This window comes from Pseudomonas sp. P7759, from assembly GCF_013386445.1.
GTDB lineage: Bacteria > Pseudomonadota > Gammaproteobacteria > Pseudomonadales > Pseudomonadaceae > Aquipseudomonas > Aquipseudomonas azotoformans_A.
On sequence record NZ_JACART010000004.1, the window covers coordinates 279217 to 299350 of the forward strand.

At 61.4% G+C, this 20134-nt stretch carries 19 protein-coding genes; 4 read left to right on the forward strand and 15 right to left on the reverse strand.

Features of this window, described 5'->3' with window-relative positions; translation table 11 throughout:
- Positions 1-45: 45 nt before the first annotated feature.
- The 5 genes from HX823_RS05325 to HX823_RS05345 form a co-directional block, all read right to left on the reverse strand.
- Complete coding sequence (locus tag HX823_RS05325; RefSeq protein ID WP_177074309.1) at positions 46-1068, reverse strand: putative 2-aminoethylphosphonate ABC transporter substrate-binding protein; 1023 nt, start codon at positions 1066-1068, stop codon at positions 46-48.
- A 22-nt stretch (positions 1069-1090) separates the two neighbouring features.
- Positions 1091-2797 (reverse strand): putative 2-aminoethylphosphonate ABC transporter permease subunit, encoded by a 1707-nt coding sequence (locus tag HX823_RS05330; protein ID WP_177074310.1) that lies wholly within the window; start codon positions 2795-2797, stop codon positions 1091-1093.
- A 1-nt stretch (position 2798) separates the two neighbouring features.
- Positions 2799-3863, reverse strand: a complete 1065-nt coding sequence (locus HX823_RS05335; RefSeq protein ID WP_033897017.1) for a putative 2-aminoethylphosphonate ABC transporter ATP-binding protein — start codon at positions 3861-3863, stop codon at positions 2799-2801.
- Positions 3864-3967: 104 nt separating this feature from the next.
- On the reverse strand, positions 3968-4831 hold the full coding sequence (locus HX823_RS05340; RefSeq protein WP_016979030.1) for a LysR family transcriptional regulator: 864 nt from the start codon (positions 4829-4831) through the stop codon (positions 3968-3970).
- Between the two features lie 16 nt (positions 4832-4847).
- Positions 4848-7106, reverse strand: a complete 2259-nt coding sequence (locus HX823_RS05345) for a heavy metal translocating P-type ATPase (RefSeq protein ID WP_177074311.1) — start codon at positions 7104-7106, stop codon at positions 4848-4850.
- An 85-nt stretch (positions 7107-7191) separates the two neighbouring features.
- Here HX823_RS05345 and cadR point away from each other — a divergent pair, with 85 nt between their 5' ends.
- A complete protein-coding gene (gene cadR, locus HX823_RS05350) occupies positions 7192-7632 on the forward strand; it encodes a Cd(II)/Pb(II)-responsive transcriptional regulator (RefSeq protein WP_016979028.1) in 441 nt (146 codons plus the stop codon).
- On the opposite strand, the gene HX823_RS05355 is transcribed toward cadR, so the two are convergent.
- The 3 genes from HX823_RS05355 to HX823_RS05365 all read right to left on the reverse strand — a co-directional run bounded on the left by HX823_RS05355 (position 7633) and on the right by HX823_RS05365 (position 10194).
- Positions 7633-8466: a thymidylate synthase gene (locus HX823_RS05355; RefSeq protein ID WP_025999960.1), complete on the reverse strand. Its 834-nt coding sequence runs from the start codon at positions 8464-8466 to the stop codon at positions 7633-7635.
- A 54-nt stretch (positions 8467-8520) separates the two neighbouring features.
- On the reverse strand, positions 8521-9333 hold the full coding sequence (lgt, locus tag HX823_RS05360; protein WP_010207296.1) for a prolipoprotein diacylglyceryl transferase: 813 nt from the start codon (positions 9331-9333) through the stop codon (positions 8521-8523).
- Between the two features lie 78 nt (positions 9334-9411).
- Positions 9412-10194, reverse strand: a complete 783-nt coding sequence (locus HX823_RS05365; RefSeq protein WP_038850667.1) for a sulfite exporter TauE/SafE family protein — start codon at positions 10192-10194, stop codon at positions 9412-9414.
- Between the two features lie 120 nt (positions 10195-10314).
- Between HX823_RS05365 and HX823_RS05370 the strand changes: the two genes are divergently transcribed.
- The gene (locus tag HX823_RS05370; RefSeq protein WP_177074312.1) at positions 10315-11061 is read left to right on the forward strand and encodes an NRDE family protein; all 747 of its coding nucleotides are present in this window, start codon (positions 10315-10317) and stop codon (positions 11059-11061) included.
- A gap of 121 nt (positions 11062-11182) precedes the next feature.
- Here HX823_RS05370 and ptsP read toward each other — a convergent pair whose 3' ends face one another.
- Together ptsP and HX823_RS05380 are read right to left on the reverse strand one after the other, a co-directional pair.
- Positions 11183-13462 (reverse strand): phosphoenolpyruvate--protein phosphotransferase, encoded by a 2280-nt coding sequence (ptsP, locus tag HX823_RS05375; RefSeq protein ID WP_177074313.1) that lies wholly within the window; start codon positions 13460-13462, stop codon positions 11183-11185.
- 22 nt (positions 13463-13484) lie between these two features.
- Positions 13485-13964 (reverse strand): RNA pyrophosphohydrolase, encoded by a 480-nt coding sequence (locus HX823_RS05380; protein ID WP_003176750.1) that lies wholly within the window; start codon positions 13962-13964, stop codon positions 13485-13487.
- 143 nt (positions 13965-14107) lie between these two features.
- Between HX823_RS05380 and HX823_RS05385 the strand changes: the two genes are divergently transcribed.
- Positions 14108-14764: an HAD family phosphatase gene (locus tag HX823_RS05385; protein ID WP_177074314.1), complete on the forward strand. Its 657-nt coding sequence runs from the start codon at positions 14108-14110 to the stop codon at positions 14762-14764.
- Between the two features lie 144 nt (positions 14765-14908).
- On the opposite strand, the gene HX823_RS05390 is transcribed toward HX823_RS05385, so the two are convergent.
- The 3 genes from HX823_RS05390 to ilvA are packed head-to-tail and all read right to left on the reverse strand — an operon-like array spanning position 14909 to position 17346.
- The gene (locus HX823_RS05390; RefSeq protein ID WP_177074315.1) at positions 14909-15376 is read right to left on the reverse strand and encodes a DUF2269 domain-containing protein; all 468 of its coding nucleotides are present in this window, start codon (positions 15374-15376) and stop codon (positions 14909-14911) included.
- Complete coding sequence (locus HX823_RS05395) at positions 15377-15790, reverse strand: DUF2269 family protein (protein ID WP_028618349.1); 414 nt, start codon at positions 15788-15790, stop codon at positions 15377-15379.
- Between the two features lie 41 nt (positions 15791-15831).
- A complete protein-coding gene (gene ilvA / locus HX823_RS05400) occupies positions 15832-17346 on the reverse strand; it encodes a threonine ammonia-lyase, biosynthetic (protein ID WP_038850677.1) in 1515 nt (504 codons plus the stop codon).
- Positions 17347-17484: 138 nt separating this feature from the next.
- On the opposite strand from ilvA, the gene rpiA reads away from it, so the two are divergent.
- Complete coding sequence (gene rpiA, locus HX823_RS05405) at positions 17485-18159, forward strand: ribose-5-phosphate isomerase RpiA (protein ID WP_016979019.1); 675 nt, start codon at positions 17485-17487, stop codon at positions 18157-18159.
- Here the strand turns inward: rpiA and HX823_RS05410 are convergent.
- Both HX823_RS05410 and HX823_RS05415 read right to left on the reverse strand, forming a co-directional pair.
- Positions 18146-19054, reverse strand: a complete 909-nt coding sequence (locus tag HX823_RS05410) for an SdiA-regulated domain-containing protein (protein ID WP_177074316.1) — start codon at positions 19052-19054, stop codon at positions 18146-18148. The two genes, rpiA and HX823_RS05410, sit on opposite strands and share 14 nt — an antisense overlap.
- 120 nt (positions 19055-19174) lie before the next feature.
- Entirely contained in the window at positions 19175-20101 is a 927-nt protein-coding gene (locus HX823_RS05415; RefSeq protein WP_177074317.1) for an SdiA-regulated domain-containing protein, read from the reverse strand.
- Positions 20102-20134 lie beyond the last annotated feature (33 nt).

Below are 20134 nucleotides of genomic sequence, written 5' to 3' on the forward strand. Positions count from 1 at the left end.
GGAGCTGGCTTGCCTGCGAAGAGGCCATCAGCCCTAACGAAAACCTTATTGACCCGCTACCTTTTCCGACTTGCCGTCATAGCGCTTGCGCCACTCGGTGAGAATGCTGTCGCGGTTTTTCGAAGCCCAGGCAAAATCATTCTTGATCAGGCGCTGTTCATAGTCGGCCGGCAATTCGGTCTGCGGCTTGGCAATGCCAGGCTGGGCGAGGACGGCGAAGTTGTCCTTGTACAGGTTCATGGCAGCCGGGCTGGCGGAGAAATCCGCGAGTTTTTTCGCAGCGTCGGCGTGGCTCGTGCCTTTCATCACCGCAGTGGCTTCGATGTCCCAACCCAAGCCTTCTTTCGGCAGGATGATGTCCAGCGGCGCGCCCTGGCGTTTCAACTGCACGGCCGGGTATTCGAAGGAAATGCCGATCGGGAACTCACCCGAAGCCGCCAGCTTGCACGGCTTGGAGCCGGAGTGAACGTACTGGCCGATGTTCTGGTGCAGGTCGTCCATGTACTGCCAGCCCTGCTTCTCGCCGTAGGTCTGCAGCCAGGCACTGACGTCCAGGAAACCAGTGCCGGACGAGGCCGGGTTGGGCATGACGATCTTGCCCTTGTACTCAGGCTTGGTCAGGTCCTGCCAGCTCACCGGCTTGGTCAGGCCCTGTTTTTCGGCTTCGACGGTGTTGAAGCAAATCGTTGCGGCCCACACATCCATGCCGACCCAGGCCGACGGGTTGGCAGCGTCGCGGTAGTTCTTGCCGATCTTGTCCAGGTCCTTCGGCGCGTAGTTGTCCAGCATGCCCTGCTGGTCGAGGATCGCCAGGCTGGACGCGGCCAGGCCCCAGACGGCGTCGGCTTGCGGGCGGTCTTTCTCGGCCAGCAGCTTGGCGGTGATGATGCCGGTGGAATCGCGCACCCACTTGATCTCAATGTCGGGGTTGGCCTGTTCAAAGGCCTTTTTGTAGGTCTTCAACTGCTCGGCTTCGAGGGCCGTGTACACGGTCAACTCGGTCTTGGCGAAGGCATTCAGGCTGAATGCAGTCAGTACGGCAGCGACCAGCGCCAGGGGCTTGAACATGGAGCACCTCCTTCAGGGATATTTAGTGGCCGGGTGCGCTCTGGCGCCAGGCTTGGGAGCGGCGCAACGCGCCACGTGAGGCCCACGCCAGCAACAGCGAGACGCCGGCCGAAGTGAACAGGATCAAGGTCGACATGGCCGCCGCGCCGCCCACATTGCCGGCGTCGTCCATGTTCAACACGGCGACGGCGGCGAGGATGGTGTCGGGGCTGTAGAGGAAGATCGCGGCGGACACAGTGGTCATCGCCGACACAAACAGGTAGCGCACGATGTCCAGCAATGCCGGCAGGCAGATCGGCACCGTGACTTTCAGGTAATGGCGGTACAGCGGCGCCTTGAGGGACATGGCGGCAGCTTCGAACTCGGCGTCCAGTTGGCGCAGCGCTGTGGTGGCGGTCATCTGCGCGGTGGTCAGATAGTGAGCAATGGTGCACACCACCAGCAACGTCATGGTGCCGTAGAACACATGCAGCGGGTTGCCGTTGAGGTTGAAAAAGAACACGTAGCCCAAGCCCAGCACCAAGCCCGGAACGGCCATCGGCACAAAGCTGAGCATGCGCAGGGCCAGGTTCAGCCCCTTCTGGCCCTTGGTCTTTTCCATCAGGTACGCGCCGGTGAAGATCAACACGCTGCCGATCAATGCGGTGCACAGCGCCATGGTCAGGCTGTTGCGATAGGCCAGCCAGCCGCCGCCAGCAGTGTCTTCGAACTGGTAATGGCTGAGCGACAACGACAGGTTGTACGGCCAGAACTTCACCAGCGACGAATACACCGCCATACCGAACACCAGCAGTAACACGGCGCAGATCAGCAGCACGATGGCCAGGTAGCAGCCGTCTCTCATGCGCGATGGCGCCGGCTGGAACACTTGGGCACGGCCACTCATGGAATCGCCATGACGGCGGCGCAGCCACGCGTCGACGCCAAAGCTGAACAGCGCCGGCAGCAGCAACACCATGCCGATCAATGCGCCGCGGCCGAACTGTTGCTGGCCGACCACTGCCTTGTAGGCTTCCAGCGCCAGCACCTGATAATCGCCTCCGACCACCACGGGCACGCCAAAATCGGTGATGGTCAGGGTGAATACCAGGCAGAACGCAGCGAACACCGCCTGACGCGTGGCCGGCCAGGTAATGCTGCGAAACGCCCGCGCCGGGCTGGCGCCCATGCTGGAGGCCGCATCGAACAGGCGCGCATCCGCCAGGGACAGCGCCGACAGCAAAATCATCAAGGCATGTGGGAAGGTGTAGATCACCTCACCCAGCACAATGCCCCAGAAGCCGTAGATATTGTCCGAGAGCAACCCGCGCAACATGCCCTGGTTACCGAACAGGTAGACCAGTGCAATGCCCGGCAACATCGACGGCGCCATCAACGGCAGTAACGACATGCCGCGCCAGATCGACTTGCCGGGGATCAACGTGCGTTGCAGGGCGTAGGCAAACAGGTAGGCCAGCGGTACGACGATAGCCGCCACGCTGAGGGAAACTTTCAGGCTATTGCCCAGCAACCAATGGAAGTTGGCGCTGGTGATCAGTTCTTGTGCAGCCACCAGACCACCGCCCTGCCCGGCCTCGCTGCTGAAACCGCGCCAGAAGATCGCCAGCAACGGCATCAATACCGCGAGGCCCAGCAACAACAACCACAACAGTTTGCCGCCGACGACGAAAATTTTGTCGCCGGTTTCGGCGCGGGACACCGGTCGTGGCAGCGTCATGACAGCGGCCATCTCAGGCAAACACCTGCAGACTGCGCGGCGGCAAAGCCACCCAGATGTCCTGGGCGCCCAGGCGCGGCATGGCTTCCGGGGCTAACTCGGCCAGCAGCGCATGGCCGGGCAATTGCTCCAGCTCGAAACTCATGCGGCAACGGTTGCCGAGGAAGGTGATCTCGCGGACCTTGGCCGGGAACAGGTTTTCTTCATGCACTGGAGGGTTGACGCTGATCGCCTCCGGGCGACAGAACAAGCGGCCGGACTTGGCCACGCCGGCATCGTCGGCCAGGCGCATGTTCATCCCACCGACCTGGGCATGGCTGGCACTGTTGCGGCTGAACGGCAGCCAGTTGCCCTGGCCGACAAACTCCGCCACAAACGGCGTCGCTGGGCGGTCATAGATTTCCTGGGGCGTGGCGTATTGCTCGACCTTGCCGTTGTTCATCACGGCAATGCGGTCGGCCATCAGCATGGCTTCATCCTGGTTGTGGGTGACCATCAGCGTAGTGATGCCCAGGCGGCGTTGCAGTTGGCGCAGCTCGGTGCACAGATGCTCACGGACGCGGGCGTCGAGGGCCGACATCGGTTCATCCAGCAACAACAACGAAGGTGCAGGCGCCAAAGCACGGGCCAGGGCGACGCGTTGCTGCTGGCCGCCGGAGAGTTGGCCGGGGTATTTCTTTTCGCTGCCGACCAGGCCGACCAATTCCAGCATCTGCCCGACGCGCTTGCGCACTTCATCGCGACCGCTGCCGGTAAGGCCGTAGCCGATATTCGCTTCGACAGTCAGATTGGGGAACAACGCGTAGGACTGGAACAGAATGCCGTAGTCCCGTGCCTGGGGCGGCAGCAGGGAAACATCACGGCTGCCCAGGTAAAGTTCGCCGCTGTCCTGGCGCTCCAGGCCAGCGATGCAGCGCAGCAAAGTGGTCTTGCCGCAACCGGACGGGCCCAGCAGGCACACCAGCTCGCCGGCGGCGACGTCCAGGGAGACGTTGTCCAGCGCAGTAAAAGCGCCGAAGCGTTTCTGGATACCGCGCACTTTCATCGGCGCGCCGGGTTGGGTCAGGGCTGTGTTCATGCAAGGCACCTCATCGAACGGATGAAGCCCATGCTAGGCAGGCAATGCGTCCCTCATGTGGCAGAAAGGCAAAACGTGGTGATAGTGGTATTGGTGGATTTGGGTTAAAGCGGCGACATTTCCTGCGCCAACCCCAGAAATGCCGCCGGCAACCGTGCGCCTTTGCGTTCCTTCAGGCAGTAGAGGTACTCCGGAATCTGCGGCGCATTCTCGAAGGTCAGCACCCGCAGTTGCGGATCATGGGGCACTTCCTGACGCGCAATGATGCTGATGCCGATGTTGCGCAACACCGCCTCACGGATCGACTCGCGGCTGCCGATTTCCAGCAACGGGCCGTAGCTCACGTTGGCGCTTTGCAGGAGTTCTTCGGTGAGGCGTCGCGTGGTTGAGCCCGCTTCACGCATCAGCAAGGTGTGCCCGGCCAAAGCGCTCAGCGGCACGTGATCCAGCTTGGCCAGGGGATGGTTGCGATGCACCGCCAGCACCAGCGGGTCGGTGCCCAGCACACGACGAATCAGGCGCGGGTCTTCCAGCAGTTGCGAGGAGGCGGCGACGTCGACGCGATAATCATCCAGCGCTTCGAGCACCTGTTGGGAGTTACCGATTTCCACCGACACTTCCACTTGCGGCAGGCGTTCGCGAAAGGCTTTGACCAGGTCGAGGATGTAGTAAGGCGCCGTGGCGGCAATCCTCAATGCGCCCTGGACCTGGCCATTGTTGCGCAGGAAAAACTCGATGTCCGCTTCCTGCTGCAACAGCGCCTTGACCATCGGCAGCAGCCGCGCGCCCTCGTCGCTGACGGTGAGGCGGCGACCGCCGCGGTAGAACAGCTCGACGCCGTACTGGCTTTCGAGGTTACGGATCTGGGTAGTGACCGTGGGCTGGCTCAGGCCGAGTTTTTTCGCCGCCTGGGTGATGCTGCCCAGGCGGGCGACCATGAAAAAAGCCTTCAGCTCGGCACTCAGCACACCACCCTCTCATCGTCTATTTGCGCAGCAGGCGCAGGCCATTGAACACCACGAGCAGGCTCACGCCCATGTCGGCGAACACCGCCATCCACATGGTGGCCAAGCCCAGGAAGGTGACCGCCAGGAAGATCGCCTTGATCACCAACGCCAGGGCGATGTTCTGCTTGAGGATACTCGACGTTTGCCGCGACAGACGAATGAATGCCGGAATCTTGCGCAAATCATCGTCCATCAGCGCCACGTCGGCGGTCTCGATGGCAGTGTCGGTGCCCGCTGCGGCCATGGCAAAACCGATCTCGGCACGGGCCAACGCCGGGGCGTCGTTGATGCCATCACCGACCATGCCCACGCGGTGGCCTTGACCGTAGAGAGCCTCGATGGCTTGCAGTTTGTCGGTCGGCAACAGGTCACCCTGAGCCTGGTCGATGCCCACCTGGGCGGCAATCGCCTGGGCGGTGTGGGTGTTGTCGCCGGTGAGCATCAGGGTCTTGATGCCCAGCTCGTGCAGTTGCTGGATGGCTTCGCGGCTGCTGTCCTTGACCGTGTCGGCCACGGCGAACAGTGCCAATGGGCCGGACTTGTCGAGCAACAGCACCACGGACTTGCCCTGCTTTTCCAGGGCGAAAAGTTTTTCTTCCAGCTCCGGCGAGCACAGGCCCAGGTCTTCCACCAGGCGGTGATTGCCCAGGTGGTAGGTTTCGCCGTTGATGTCGCCACGCACGCCGCGACCGGCCAGGGCCTCGAAGTTATCCACAACATGGGTGGGCAGGTTTTTATCCACAGCCGCGTTGGCGATCGCCAGCGACACCGGGTGATCGGAACGCCCGGCCAGACTGGCGGCCAAAGCCGGCGCGCTGTCTGCGACGTTGGGGAACAGCGCCAGGTAGTCGGTTTGCACCGGCTTGCCGTGAGTGATCGTGCCGGTCTTGTCGAGGGCCAGGTAGTCGAGTTTGTAACCACCCTCCAGGTACACGCCGCCCTTGATCAGGATGCCTTTGCGCGCCGCTGCCGCGAGGCCGCTGACGATGGTCACCGGGGTGGAAATCACCAGCGCACATGGGCACGCCACCACCAACAGCACCAGGGCGCGGTAGATCCAGTCAAACCAGGCGCCGGCCATGAACAGCGGCGAAATAATGGCCACGCCGAGGGCGAACAGAAACACCGCCGGGGTGTAGATTTTCGAGAAGCTGTCGACAAAGCGCTGGGTCGGCGCGCGGGCGCCTTGGGCCTGTTCCACCGCGTGAATGATGCGCGCCAGGGTGGAGTTGTTGGCCGCGGCGGTGACTTTGTATTCCAGGGAGCCGGCCTGGTTGATGGTGCCGGCGAAAACTTTATCGCCCACGGTCTTTTCAATCGGCAGGCTTTCACCCGTGATCGGTGCCTGGTCGATGGTGGATTGGCCGGCGGTGACTTCACCGTCCAGGCCGATGCGCTCGCCGGGTTTTACCCGCACGATTGCACCCAACTCAATGCTTTTGACTTCCTGTTCAGCCCACGAACCATCGGCCTGCTGTACCGTGGCCTGCTCCGGCGTCATCTGCATCAAGCCGCTGATGGCATTGCGCGCACGGTCCAGGGACTTGGCTTCGATCAACTCGGCCACGGTGAACAGGAACATCACCATGGCGGCTTCCGGCCATTGCCCGATCAGGATCGCACCGGTCACGGCAATGCTCATCAAGGCATTGATGTTCAGGTTGAGGTTTTTCAGGGCAATCCAGCCCTTTTTGTACGTGGTGAGGCCGCCGCTGAGGATCGACACCAGCGCCACCAGCGCGATCACCCAGGTGGGCGCGACGCCGCTGAAGTGCAGCACTTCGGCCCCCAACGCACCCACGCCGGACAACGCCAGTGGCCACCAGTGCTTCTTGGCCGGCGGCTCAGCGGCAGGGGTGCCTTCTTCGATGGGATCAGCCTGCATCCCCAGGGATTTGATGGCGTCGATGATCGGCGCAGTGCTCGGCAAGTCGTGAGTGACGCCGAGGATACGGTTGATCAGGTTGAACTCAAGTTGCTGCACGCCGGCCAGCTTGCCCAGTTTGTTCTGAATCAGCGTCTGCTCGGTGGGGCAGTCCATGGCTTCGATGCGAAAGGTGCTCAACCGCGAGCCGGCGGTAGGCGCCTCGCTCAGCTGCACCAGCGCCGGGGCCGGCGTTCCGGCACAGCAGGAGCCGCCGTGGCCGTGGTCATGCACCGGCGTGAGTTTTTTCGGGCCATGATCGTGGTCGTGATCATGCTCGTGTTTGTGCGGGGTGTGGATGGAATCGCTCATTCTGTCGCGTCCGTAAAGGTGCCTGTTGCCAAGTAAAGACCCTGTAGCCACTATAGGGTCAAGCACCCATTTGGAGATTGCTGCGATGAAGATCGGCGAACTGGCCAAACTGACCGACTGCCCGGTGGAAACCATCCGTTACTACGAGAAGGAAGGCCTGCTGCCACCCCCGGCGCGCACCGACGCCAATTACCGCGTCTACACCCAGGCGCACACCGAGCGACTGGTGTTTATCCGTAACTGCCGCAGCCTGGACATGACCCTGGAAGAAATCCGCAGCCTGCTGGGCTTGCGCGACAGCCCCCAGGACCAGTGCGAAAACGTGAATGCGTTGATTGATGAGCATATCCACCATGTAAAAGCGCGGATCGATGGGCTGTTGGCGTTGCAGGAGCAATTGCTGGACCTGCGCCAACGTTGTGGTGGCGGACCGGAGTGTGGGATTTTGCAGCGGCTGGAAGTCAGCGGGAGTGTGGCAGCCAGCGAGGCTGAGCCCTCACATGTAGGGCGCAGCCATGGGCATTGATCAGATCGCCACGTCGGCCTTGATGCTTGGGTCGGCGTCGTAACCGACGATTTCGAAGTCTTCGAACTTGTAATCGTAGATCGACGCCGGTTTGCGCTTGATCACCAGCTCCGGCAGCTTCTTCGGCGTGCGCGCCAGCTGGGTGCGGATCTGTTCCATATGGTTGCTGTAGGCATGGGTGTCGCCGGTGGTGACGATGATCTCGTGAGGAATCAGGTCGCACTGCTGGGCCAGCATATGGGTGAGCAAGGCCAGCGCGGCGGTGTTGTACGGCAGGCCGAGGAACACGTCAGAGCTGCGGATGTACAACTGCATCGACAGGTGACCGTCGTGCACAAACGCCTGGTACAGCAGGTGGCACGGCGGCAGGGCTTGCTTGCCGTTGCGCGCGTTTTCCTGCGGGCTCTGGGTCTCGTCGGGCAGGTACTCGACGTTCCAGCCGTGGAACAGGATGCGCCGACTGTTGGGGTTGGTCTTCAGCGTGTGGACCATGTAGTCGATCTGGTTGATCGTGCCGCCGTCCTTGGTCGGCCAGGCGGTCCACTGTTCGCCGTACACCGGGCCCAGGTCGCCGTCTTCGGTGGCCCATTCGTCCCAGATTTTCACGCCGTTCTCGTTGAGCCACTTGATGTTAGTGTTGCCACTCAACATCCAGATCAGCTCGTTGGCAATGCTTTTGAAGTGAAGCTTCTTGGTGGTCAGCAGCGGGAAGCCGTCGGCCAAGTTATGCCGATACTGACGGGCAAACACGGCCTTGGTGCCGGTGCCGGTGCGATCGCCCTTTGTCAATCCATTGGTCACGACGTCGTTCAGTAGCTCGAGATATTGCTTCATTTTTTTACCCGTATCGTTGAAGCCGAGGCTGCGCAACCGCCTCGGCATTCGAATTTAAAGCGCGGTGTTCTTCAGCGGCTGCGGGCGATTGTACGCCCACCACAGCAAGCCCAGGCCACCGAGGATCATCGGCAAGCTGAGGATCTGACCCATGGTCACCCAACCGAACGCCAGGTAGCCCAATTGTGCATCCGGCACGCGCACGAACTCGACGATAAAGCGGAAGATCCCGTAGAACAGCGCGAACATGCCGGAAACCGCCATGGTCGGGCGAGGCTTGCGCGAAAAGATGTACAGGATAAGGAACAGCGCCACGCCTTCCAACGCGAACTGATAAAGCTGCGACGGGTGGCGCGGCAGTTGCGCCGGGTCGCTGAACGGTGGGAACACCATGGCCCACGGCACGTCGGTCGGCTTGCCCCACAACTCGGCGTTGATGAAGTTACCAATGCGCCCTGCGCCCAGGCCGATCGGCACCATCGGTGCGACGAAGTCCATCAGCTGGAAGAACGACTTGCCGTTGCGGCGACCGAACCACCAGGCGGCGATCATCACGCCGATAAAGCCGCCGTGGAACGCCATGCCGCCCTTCCACACTTCAAATATCAGCGTCGGGTTGGCTATGTACGCGGAGAGGTCGTAGAACAGCACATACCCCAGGCGTCCGCCGACAATCACGCCCATCGACAGCCAGAAAATCAGGTCGGAGAGCTTCTCCTTGGTCCAGGTCGGGTCGAACCGGTTCAGGCGGCGGGAAGCCAGGAACCAGGCACCGCCGATGCCGATCAGGTACATCAACCCATACCAGTGGATTTTCAGCGGACCGATGGCCAGGGCCACCGGGTCGATCTGCGGGTAAGGCAGCATTGCGACTCCTCGTTAATCATTCGTTATAGCGCCCGGGACCATGCCGGGCCGCGATTAAGCCTGCATTATCCAAATTCTTTAAAGCAAAAAGTTTAAGCCGACACAGAACAGCAGTCCGGCGAATAGCCGTTTCAGCAAACGCGGCGACAGCTTATGCGCCAAGCGTGCGCCGAAGCGGGCAAACACCATGCTGGTCAGGGCAATGCCCAGCAGCGCCGGCAAATACACGAACCCTAGACTATGAGCGGGCAACAGCGGGTCATGCCAGCCCAGAATCATGAAACTTAATGCACTGGCCAGCGCAATCGGCAGGCCGCAGGCCGATGAAGTGGCCACCGCCTGTTGCATCGGCACGCTGCGCCAGGTCAAAAACGGCACGGTCAGCGAGCCGCCGCCAATCCCGAAAATCGCCGAAGCCCAGCCGATAAACGTACCGGCGACGGTCAGGCCAAACTTGCCCGGCACCGTTCGGCTGGCCTTGGGCTTGACGTCCAGTGCCAGTTGAACGGCTACCAGCAAGGCAAATACACCGATGATCTTTTGCAGGTGCGGGCCGGAAATCGCCTCGGCGGTCAATGCGCCAAAGCCCGCGCCGATCAGGATGCCCACGGTCATCCACACAAAGATCGGCCAACGCACCGCGCCCCGTCGGTGGTGCTCACGCACGGCATTCACCGAGGTAAAGATGATGGTCGCAAGCGAAGTGCCCACGGCCAGGTGGGTCAGCACCTGCGGGTCGAAGCCCTGCAAGGTGAAGCTGAACACCAGCACCGGCACGATGATGATCCCGCCGCCCACGCCAAACAGCCCGGCGAGTACACCCGCACAGGCGCCGAGCAGCAAATACAGCAGAAATTCCATGGGAGCCCCCGAACCAAGTCCGGCATGTTAACGGATGGAAGGCATGCGACCCAACTGGATACGATGGAACGCCTCGACTCGAGTGGGTAGAGTGGCTAAAAACACAAAAGGGATCGCCTGATGTGCCTGATTGTTTTCGCCTGGCGGCCGGGCCACGCCCAGCCGCTGATCGTCGCGGCCAACCGCGATGAGTTCTACGCCCGCCCCAGCCTGCCGCTGGCCCAGTGGCTGGATTCGCCCGAGGTCTACGCCGGCCGTGATCAGGAGGCAGGCGGCACCTGGCTGGGGGTGAATGCCGATGGGCGCTTTGCCGCCCTGACCAATATCCGTGACCCGCACCAGCCACCGGCCCGCAAATCCCGTGGTGAGTTGGTTGCGCGATTTCTCAGCGGCTCGCTGCCGATTGAGCAGTATTTGGCCGACGTTAACGGCCGTTCGATTGAATATGCCGGGTTTAACCTGCTGATCGGCACGCGCGATGAGCTGTGGCATTACAACGCCAACCACACTGAGCCGACGCGATTGGAGGCCGGAGTGTATGGGTTGTCCAACGCCGGGCTGGATACGCCGTGGCCCAAGCTGCTCAAGGCCAAGGCGGCGCTGAGTGCGGTGCTGGATGATCCGCAGCCGGAAGCCTTGTTGGGGATTTTGAGCGATCCGCAGACGGCGCCGTTTGCAGACCTGCCGGACACCGGGGTGGGGTTGGCGACGGAGAGTTTGTTATCGAGCGTGTTTATTGCCAGTCCAAGTTATGGGACGCGGGCAAGTACGGCGTTGATTGTGAATGCTGACGGGTCGCGGCGGATGGTGGAGCGCAGTTTTGGACCGCATGGTGGGCGCTTGGGTGAGGTCGAGCTCAATATCTAGCACGCCACAAAACCAATGTGGGAGCGGGCTTGCTCGCGAATACTGTGTGTCAGGCGCCGGATGTGTGACTGATACACCGCATTCGCGAGCAAGCCCGCTCCCACATTTTGATCTTTGTCGGCTACAAGGTTTTCGCCGACGCTGGGTTGATCATCCGCGTCAGCCCCAAATTCTTCAGTGCCAACTGCAACGAGCTGTGGATAACTTGCGGGTTGTCGATGGTCATCAACTCCGCCAGCAAGTCCTTGGCCATGCTCAACTCAACCTGGCGCAGCATCCACTTCACCTTTGGCAAGTTGGTGGCGTTCATCGACAGGCTGTCAAAACCCATCGCCATCAACAGCACTGCCGCCGCCGGGTCGCCGGCCATTTCACCGCAGATACTCACCGGCTTGCCTTCGGCATGGGCGTCGCGCACCACGTGTTGCAGGGCTTGCAGCACCGCCGGGTGCAGGTAGTCGTAGAGGTCGGCCACCCGTGGGTTGTTACGGTCCACGGCCAGCAGGTATTGGGTCAGGTCGTTGGAACCCACTGACAGGAAGTCCACCTGCCGCGCCAGTTCCTTGGCTTGGTACACCGCTGCAGGGATTTCGATCATCACGCCAATTGGCGGCATCGGTACGTCGGCGCCTTCGTCGCGTACTTCGCCCCAGGCGCGGTGGATCAGGTGCAGCGCCTCTTCAAGCTCATGAGTGCCGGAAATCATCGGCAGCAGGATGCGCAGGTTGTTCAGACCTTCGCTGGCCTTGAGCATGGCGCGGGTCTGTACGAGGAAAATTTCGGGATGGTCGAGGGTGACGCGAATTCCGCGCCAGCCGAGGAACGGGTTGTCCTCTTTAATCGGGAAATACGACAGTGACTTGTCGCCGCCGATGTCCAGGCTGCGCATGGTCACCGGCAACGGGTGGAAGGCCTGCAGTTGCTCGCGATAAATCGCCAGCTGCTCCTTCTCGCTCGGGAAACGCTGGTTGATCATGAACGGCACTTCGGTGCGGTACAGCCCCACCCCTTCGGCGCCGCGCTGTTGCGCTCGGGCCACGTCGGCCAGCAGGCCGGTATTGACCAACAACGGCACGCGGTGACCATCGGTGGTTACACACGGCAGTTCGCGCAAGGAATCGAGGCCCAGCGCCAGCTGCTTCTCTTCTTCAACCACCTCGGCGTATTGCTTGCGCAACACTTCGCTGGGGTTGGTGAACACTTCACCGCGATGGCCATCGACGATCATGCCGATGCCGTCGACCTTGGCATACGGCAGGTCGACCAGGCCCATCACCGTCGGGATGCCCATGGCACGCGCCAGGATCGCAACGTGGGAGTTGCCCGAACCCAGTACCGAGACCAGGCCCACCAACTTGCCCTCTGGCACTTCGCCGAGCATGGTGGCGGTCAGCTCTTCACTGACCAGGATGGTGTTGTCGGGGTAAACCAGGTTGGTGGTGCGGTCTTCCTGCAGCTTGGCCAGCAGACGGCGACCGAGGTCGCGCACATCCGAGGCCCGCTCACGCAGGTAGTCGTCATCCATCATTTCGAAACGGTTGACGTGATCGGTGACCACCTGGCGCAGTGCGCCCTGGGCCCACTGGCCGGTCTTGATCACCGTCTTGACTTCGTTACCCAACGACGCGTCGTCGAGCATCATCTGGTACACGTCGAACAGCGCACGCTCTTCGGGGCGCAGCTGGGTGGCCAGCTTGTTCGACAGGTTGCGCATGTCGGCGCGCACGCCTTCGAGGGCGGTCTTGAACAGTTTGATTTCAGCGTCGATGTCGTTGACGGTCTTGTCCGGCACCACATCCAGGTCTGCCGGCGGCAACATGACCACTGCCGTACCGACAGCCGCGCCCGGCGAACCTGGCACGCCGACGAACTTGGCTTCCTGGATGCCCTTGCCTTCACGCCCCAGGCCGCGAATCGAGCCGGTGGCTTCGGCGTGGGCGATTACGCCTGCGAGCTGCGCGCTCATGGTCACGAGGAAGGCTTCTTCACCTTCGTCGAACTGGCGGCGTTCTTTTTGCTGAATGACCAACACGCCGACGACACGGCGGTGGTGAATGATCGGTGCACCGAGGAACGAGGCGTAACGCTCTTCGCCGGTTTCGGCAAAGTAGCGATAACGCGGGTGATCGGCCGCGTTTTCAAGGTTCAGGGGTTCTTCACGCGTCCCCACCAGGCCCACCAGACCTTCATTGGGCGCCATGCTGACCTTGCCGATCGAGCGCTTGTTCAAGCCCTCGGTGGCCATCAGCACAAAACGGTTGGTCTCGGGGTCCAGCAGGTAAACCGAGCAGACCTGGCTGCCCATGGCTTCCTTGACGCGCAACACAATAATCCCCAACGCCGCCTTGAGATCCTTGGCGGAGTTAACTTCCTGGACGATCTTGCGCAGCGTATTGAGCATGGCTCGGGGTCGAACTCCGTCGTCAGTCGCGCGCTAAAAGGCGCGGGGCAAGCTCTTTGAGAGCGCGACGATAAACCTCGCGCTTGAATGTCACCACCTGGCCCAACGGGTACCAATAGCTGACCCAGCGCCAACCATCGAACTCCGGTTTACCGGTCAAATCCATCCGCACCCGCTGCTCGTTGGAGATCAGGCGCAGGAGAAACCATTTCTGCTTCTGGCCGATGCACAGCGGTTGGCTGTGGGTACGCACCAGGCGTTGCGGCAAACGATAGCGCAACCAGCCACGGGTACAGGCCAGAATCTGTACATCTTCGCGCTCAAGGCCGACTTCTTCATTCAACTCACGGTACAAGGCGTCTTCAGGGGTTTCGTCGGGGTTGATTCCGCCTTGAGGAAACTGCCAGGCATCTTGGTTGATTCGGCGAGCCCATAGCACCTGTCCGGCATCATTCGTAAGAATAATCCCGACATTAGGACGGAAACCATCGGGGTCGATCACGGCAACAACCTCGCAAACGCATGTCGCCGCATTGTTCCACAAAGGTTGATGAAGCGGCAACGAGGCTTCTTACCTTATGTGCACTCTTGTGAAAAGACCGTATTCTGGACGCCTTTTTACAGACATTTCAGCGAGTAACTGCAATGCGCCTGGCTTTATTCGACTTGGACAACACCCTCCTCGGCGGTGACAGCGATCACGCCTGGGGCGATTACCTCTGTGAACGCGGGATTCTCGACCCGATCGCCTACAAGGCCCGCAACGACGAGTTCTACCAGGATTACCTGGCCGGCAAGCTCGACAACGCCGCCTACCTGAACTTCAGCCTGGAAATCCTCGGCCGTACCGAGATGGCTCAGCTGGACGAGTGGCACAATGATTTCATGCGCGACTGCATCGAGCCGCTGATGCTGCCCCTGGCGGTTGAACTGCTGGCCAAGCACCGCGCCGCCGGTGACAAGCTGGTGATCATCACCGCCACCAACCGTTTCGTCACCGCGCCGATTGCCGCACGCCTGGGCGTGGAAACCTTGATCGCCACCGAATGCGAGATGGAAAACGGCCGCTACACCGGGCGCAGCACTGACGTGCCGTGCTTTCGCGAGGGCAAGGTGACGCGCTTGAACCGTTGGCTGGAAGAGACCGGGTACAGCCTGGAAGACAGCTACTTCTACAGTGACTCGATGAATGACCTGCCGCTGCTGGAGCAGGTGACTCATCCGGTGGCGGTGGATCCGGATCCGAATCTACGGGCTGAAGCCGAGAAGCGTGGCTGGCCGGTGATCACACTGCGAAGCTGATGACCGTGGTGAGCAGGCTTGCCCCGCGCCGGGCTGCGCAGCAGCCCCAAAACCTGCTGGTCGGTTCTATCTGGAAAAATGCGGCGTCCTCATTGGGGCCGCTTCGCGCCCCAGCGCGGGGCAAGCCCGCTCACCACAAAAGCCTTACATCGGCTTGGCCACCATCAGATAGAAAATCACCATGAACGCCAAAAACGCCGGCCACCCCAGGCCAAACCACCAGCGCATATAGGTCGCGGCCTTGATCGGCATCGCCGTGCCGTCCCGCAGTGTCTGCTCCGCCATCCTGTGCACCCGAATCTGCAGCCACACCACCGGCAGCCAGCAGATCCCCGCCAATACATACAAGCCGAACGTCCACTGCAGCCAGCTCTGCTGCAACGACCACCCTGCCAGGTGCATCAAGCCGATCCCGCTCAGTGGCTGGAACACCGCCGTGGTCGCGGTAAACGCCCAGTCGGCGAACACCAGGTGCTTGAAGGTTGCGGCGATCACTTCCACATTGCCCGTGCGCCAGGCGCGCATCGCGTAGTAAGCCGAGCCCGCGCCCAGCCCGAACAGGACGGTCGACGACAGGATATGCAGGGTTTTCAGCAGCAGGTAAGCGCTCATCTAGACGGGCTTGGCACCCATCAACCCGGCAATCGCGACGAACCCCACCAGGCTGACCACCGCCAGCACCAGCGTGAAGTTCAGGCTACCGCCCTCGCCCTTGCGCAGGCGATTGAGGCGCGCCACCAGCCAGAACCAGGCCAGCGCCGCCACGGTATAGAGGAGGCTGGAACCCAGAATCCAGGTCTGCCCCAGCGGCCAGCCGACCAGGTGCACCAGCCACCAACCGGTAAACGGCATGCTCACCACACACACGCCCATCAACAACCAGACGAACGCCCACGGGCGCTGCACGGTCACCGCCGGACCCGCGCTGCGTTTGCGCCAGGCCAGTATCGCCAGGCCCAGGCCGCTAAGCAGCAGCAATACCGTGGCCGCGATGTGGATAACTTTCAGGGTGATCAGGGTTTCCATGTCTCGTCTTCCTTAAAGGCCGCCCCAATCAGCGTAGTCGCTCAACCGAGGAACAGTTTGTAGGCCGGGTTATCGCTTTCATCCCAGTACGGGTAGCCAATGGCTTCCAGGGCCGCCGGTACCAGATGACGCTCGTCCGCCGGTACTTGCAGGCCGGCGACCACACGGCCATCGGCTGCGCCGTGGTTGCGATAGTGGAACATCGAGATGTTCCAGCGCCCGCCCAATTTGTTAAGAAAGTTGAACAAGGCCCCCGGACGCTCCGGGAATTCGAAGCGAAACACCACTTCATTGCTGACGTGGGCCGCATGGCCGCCGACCATATGGCGGATGTGCAACTTGGCCAGTTCGTTCTCGGTCAGGTCCAGCACCGGGAAACCCTGGCCTGTCAGGCTGGCGATCAGTGCGCTGCGCGGGTCATTTTCCGGGTGGGTCTGCACGCCGACAAAGATGTGCGCCTCGCTGCCGGAGTGGAAGCGGTAGTTGAATTCGGTGATCTGGCGCTTGCCCACGGCCTCGCAAAACGCCTTGAAGCTGCCGGGTTTCTCGGGGATGGTCACGGCGATGATGGCTTCGCGGCCCTCACCCAACTCGGCGCGCTCGGCCACATGGCGCAAGCGATCGAAGTTGACGTTGGCGCCGGAGTCGATGGCCACCAGGGTCTGCCCGGTCACGCCACGGGTCTCGACGTACTTCTTGATCCCCGCCACACCCAATGCCCCTGCCGGCTCGGTGATGGAACGGGTGTCGTCGTAGATGTCCTTGATCGCCGCACAGATCTCATCGGTGCTCACGGTGATCACTTCGTCGACATAGTCTTTGCAGATATCAAACGTGTGCTGGCCGATCTGCGCCACTGCCACGCCATCGGCAAAGATACCAACAGTCGGCAACACCACGCGCTCGCCTGCCGCCAGCGCGGCTTGCAGGCAATTGGAGTCGTCCGGCTCGACGCCGATGATCTTGATGTCCGGACGCAGGTACTTCACGTACGCCGCAATCCCGGCAATCAGCCCGCCGCCGCCCACCGGAACGAAAATCGCGTCCAGCGGCCCCGGGTGCTGGCGCAGGATTTCCATCGCCACGGTGCCCTGCCCGGCAATGGTGTGTGGATCATCGTAGGGGTGAATGTAGACGTAGCCTTTTTCGTCGACCAGTTTCAGCGAGTAGGCCAGGGCTTCCGGGAAGGAATCACCATGCAACACCACTTTGCCGCCACGCGAGCGCACACCTTCGACCTTGATCTCGGGAGTGGTCTTGGGCATCACGATAGTGGCCTTGACCCCCAGCACCTTGGCCGCCAGGGCCAGGCCCTGGGCATGGTTGCCCGCCGACGCCGTGACCACGCCGCGTGCGCGCTCCTCAGCCGTCAGCTGGGTCAACTTGTTATAGGCGCCGCGAATCTTGAACGAGAACACCGGCTGCAAGTCTTCACGCTTGAGCCAGACCTGGTTGCCCAGCCGCTCGGAGAGCTGGCGGGCGGTCTGCAACGGGGTTTCTACGGCAACGTCGTAAACGCGCGAGGTGAGGATCTTTTTGACGTACTGTTCAAGCATTGGCGGGCATCTACTTTCACGGTTTGGCAGGGCCAAGGAGTCTAACCCGGCTTTTGGCCGGGCGACCACACGAATCCAGAGGTTTTGTTGGGTTATACTCGCGCCCCTCGTTAACTCCCCGCCCGTTCCGGAGCCCGCATGACCCAGGATCAACTCAAACAGGCAGTGGCCCAGGCCGCTGTCGATTTAATCCTTCCTAAACTCGACGACAAGAGCATCGTCGGTGTCGGCACCGGCTCCACTGCCAACTGCTTCATCGACGCACTGGCCCAGCATAAAGGCGCGTTCGACGGCGCCGTGGCCAGCTCCGAAGCCACCGCCGCGCGCCTGAAAGGCCATGGCATCCCGGTGTACGAGCTCAACACCGTGAGCGACCTGGAGTTCTACATCGACGGCGCCGATGAAAGCGACGAACACCTGAACCTGATCAAAGGCGGCGGCGCAGCCCTGACCCGCGAGAAAATCGTCGCGGCTGTGGCCAAGACTTTTATCTGCATCGCCGACGCCAGCAAGCTGGTGCCGGTACTCGGCGCGTTCCCGCTGCCGGTGGAAGTGATCCCGATGGCCCGCAGCCACGTGGCCCGCGAGCTGGTGAAACTGGGCGGCGACCCGGTGTACCGCGAAGGCGTGTTGACCGACAACGGCAACATCATCCTCGACGTGTTCAACATGCAGATCACTAATCCGGTTGAGCTGGAAACTCAGATCAACGCGATCGTCGGTGTGGTCACCAACGGCCTGTTCGCAGCGCGCCCAGCGGATGTGCTGTTGCTGGGCACCGCTGAAGGCGTGAAAACCCTCAAGGCTTCCTGAATACGTAAAACAGGTTCGGCTCGCTGGTGAGGTAGAGGTTACCGTCATCGTCCATCGCGATCCCTTCCGCCTGAGGCAGCCGCTTTTTCAGGCCATGGCGCCCGTTCAGCAGTGACAGACTGCTCAACGGGCGACCGTCGATATCCAGTTCCAGCACCAGGAACGATTCATCCGACAGCGCCAGCAGATGGCCGCTGCGCTCGTCGTATTGCAGGCTCGACAGGTCACGCACAAACAATCCGGCATCACGCTTGGGGTTGTTGACCACGTGTACCGAGTAGGTTTTTTCCGGTTTGAAGTGGGGGAAGCCGTGGATCTCGTAGATCAACATCGGGTCGCGCTCCTTGGCCACGAACAGGCGCTTGCCCACCGAGTCATAGGCCAGGCCCTCAAAGCCCTTGTTGCCGCCAACATGCAGGCCCAGGGTCATCTGCTCCGCATCCGCGGCGTCGAGGAATTGGGTGTCGTCGTCCACATGCACCTTGATCAAGCGCTGCTGACGCTCATCGCTGATGACGTAGATGTTCTCGCTGATGTACTCCACGGCCTCGGCGTCGCCAAACCCGACCAAAGGAATGCGCCGCAGGATCTTGCCCTCCAGGGACAGCTCGATCAGTTCGGCGTTTTGATTGGTGACGGTAAACAGGCTTTTACGGATAGGGTCGTAGGTGAGGGCCGACACATCGTCATTAAGCCCTTCGATCACCCGGGCTTCCACGGCGACCTGATAATCCGCCAGGCCGATGGAGCGCTCATTCGCTGGCTGGCGCCACACTTGCCAGTTGAACCAGGCGCGCTCGAACAGCCGAAAGTGCTGCGCAACGACCCCGGCGCCGATCAGGACGATCAGCGCAAGCATAAAGAGCATCGGTTTGGGGCGGGCTAGTCGTCGCATCAGGGGGGCTCAAATTCAAAAGTGGCGAATGAATATCACGCCTGTCTGAATTTAAACTTAAACGCGCCCCGGTGTCTGGCGAATGCCGCTGATAGAGAACTATCCGACGTAAACTGTCCGTTATTTCTGTTTTTCAAAACGATAGAACAGGTTGGGTTCACTGACGATGTACAGCGTGCCGTTCTCGTCCATGGTCACGCCTTCCGCTCGAGGAATGGTGTGTTTGAGACCATTGAAACCACCGAGCAGGGTCATGAAGCTGACTTGCTCGCCCTTCTCGTCCAGCTCCAGCAGCAGGTGCGAGTCGGCCGACAGCACCAGCAAATGCCCGGTGCGCGGGTCGACGGCCAGGGCCGAGAGGTTACGCATGTCCAATTCCTTGCTGGCCAGCTTCTGCTTATCGCCAGACAGGGTCGCACCGCCGTCGCTTTTCCAGGTGAACAACGCCGGCGGGCGCTCCTCGCCCAGCACCAGTTGTTGGTTGCGCTTGTCCCAGGTAATAGCTTCAAAGGCTTTGTTCTGGTCCTTGGACGGGCCCAGGTCATAACTCGGGAAATCGGCCTTATTCAACGCCACGGTGGTGGCATCGACCTTGACGATGGTCAGTGTGTGCTGGCGCTCATCGACCACGGCGATCAAGCCGTTTTCCATCACCGTCACGCCTTCCGGGTTATCCCAACCGTTGAGCGGCATCTTGCGCAGCACGTCGCCTTGCAGGCTCAACTCAGCGAGGAACGGGTTCTTGCCCATCACGGAAAACAGGGTTTTGGTCTGAGGGTTGTAGGAGACGTCGGAAGCTTCGTCCTTCTCCATGCCCGGTAAAGGCTTACCGTCGATCACCGCCTGGTAGTCCGGCAGCCAGACGCTTTCCTGGCGTTCGGCCGGCGTTTCGAAACGCTCCAGCACCCACAGCACACCGCGATCATCCCAGTGCATGGCCCAGGCAACGCCATAGGAGATCACCCCCACCAGCAACAGCCAGGAATACCAGCGCAAGGCAAAGCGAGAACGCGGCTTGGGTGTAGCGGAGGGCAAGGACACGGCCATTGGGCGCTTTTTCCGGAAAGTCAGCGTTAGGTG

Coding starts and splice junctions, on each gene's coding strand:
- HX823_RS05325 (WP_177074309.1), bottom strand. CDS start 1,068: ATGTTCAAGCCCCTGGCGCTGGTCGCTGCCGTACTGACTGCATTCAGC.
- HX823_RS05330 (WP_177074310.1), bottom strand. CDS start 2,797: ATGGCCGCTGTCATGACGCTGCCACGACCGGTGTCCCGCGCCGAAACC.
- HX823_RS05335 (WP_033897017.1), bottom strand. CDS start 3,863: ATGAACACAGCCCTGACCCAACCCGGCGCGCCGATGAAAGTGCGCGGT.
- HX823_RS05345 (WP_177074311.1), bottom strand. CDS start 7,106: ATGAGCGATTCCATCCACACCCCGCACAAACACGAGCATGATCACGAC.
- cadR (WP_016979028.1), top strand. CDS start 7,192: ATGAAGATCGGCGAACTGGCCAAACTGACCGACTGCCCGGTGGAAACC.
- HX823_RS05355 (WP_025999960.1), bottom strand. CDS start 8,466: ATGAAGCAATATCTCGAGCTACTGAACGACGTCGTGACCAATGGATTG.
- lgt (WP_010207296.1), bottom strand. CDS start 9,333: ATGCTGCCTTACCCGCAGATCGACCCGGTGGCCCTGGCCATCGGTCCG.
- HX823_RS05365 (WP_038850667.1), bottom strand. CDS start 10,194: ATGGAATTTCTGCTGTATTTGCTGCTCGGCGCCTGTGCGGGTGTACTC.
- HX823_RS05370 (WP_177074312.1), top strand. CDS start 10,315: ATGTGCCTGATTGTTTTCGCCTGGCGGCCGGGCCACGCCCAGCCGCTG.
- ptsP (WP_177074313.1), bottom strand. CDS start 13,462: ATGCTCAATACGCTGCGCAAGATCGTCCAGGAAGTTAACTCCGCCAAG.
- HX823_RS05385 (WP_177074314.1), top strand. CDS start 14,108: ATGCGCCTGGCTTTATTCGACTTGGACAACACCCTCCTCGGCGGTGAC.
- HX823_RS05390 (WP_177074315.1), bottom strand. CDS start 15,376: ATGAGCGCTTACCTGCTGCTGAAAACCCTGCATATCCTGTCGTCGACC.
- HX823_RS05395 (WP_028618349.1), bottom strand. CDS start 15,790: ATGGAAACCCTGATCACCCTGAAAGTTATCCACATCGCGGCCACGGTA.
- ilvA (WP_038850677.1), bottom strand. CDS start 17,346: ATGCTTGAACAGTACGTCAAAAAGATCCTCACCTCGCGCGTTTACGAC.
- rpiA (WP_016979019.1), top strand. CDS start 17,485: ATGACCCAGGATCAACTCAAACAGGCAGTGGCCCAGGCCGCTGTCGAT.
- HX823_RS05410 (WP_177074316.1), bottom strand. CDS start 19,054: ATGCGACGACTAGCCCGCCCCAAACCGATGCTCTTTATGCTTGCGCTG.
- HX823_RS05415 (WP_177074317.1), bottom strand. CDS start 20,101: ATGGCCGTGTCCTTGCCCTCCGCTACACCCAAGCCGCGTTCTCGCTTT.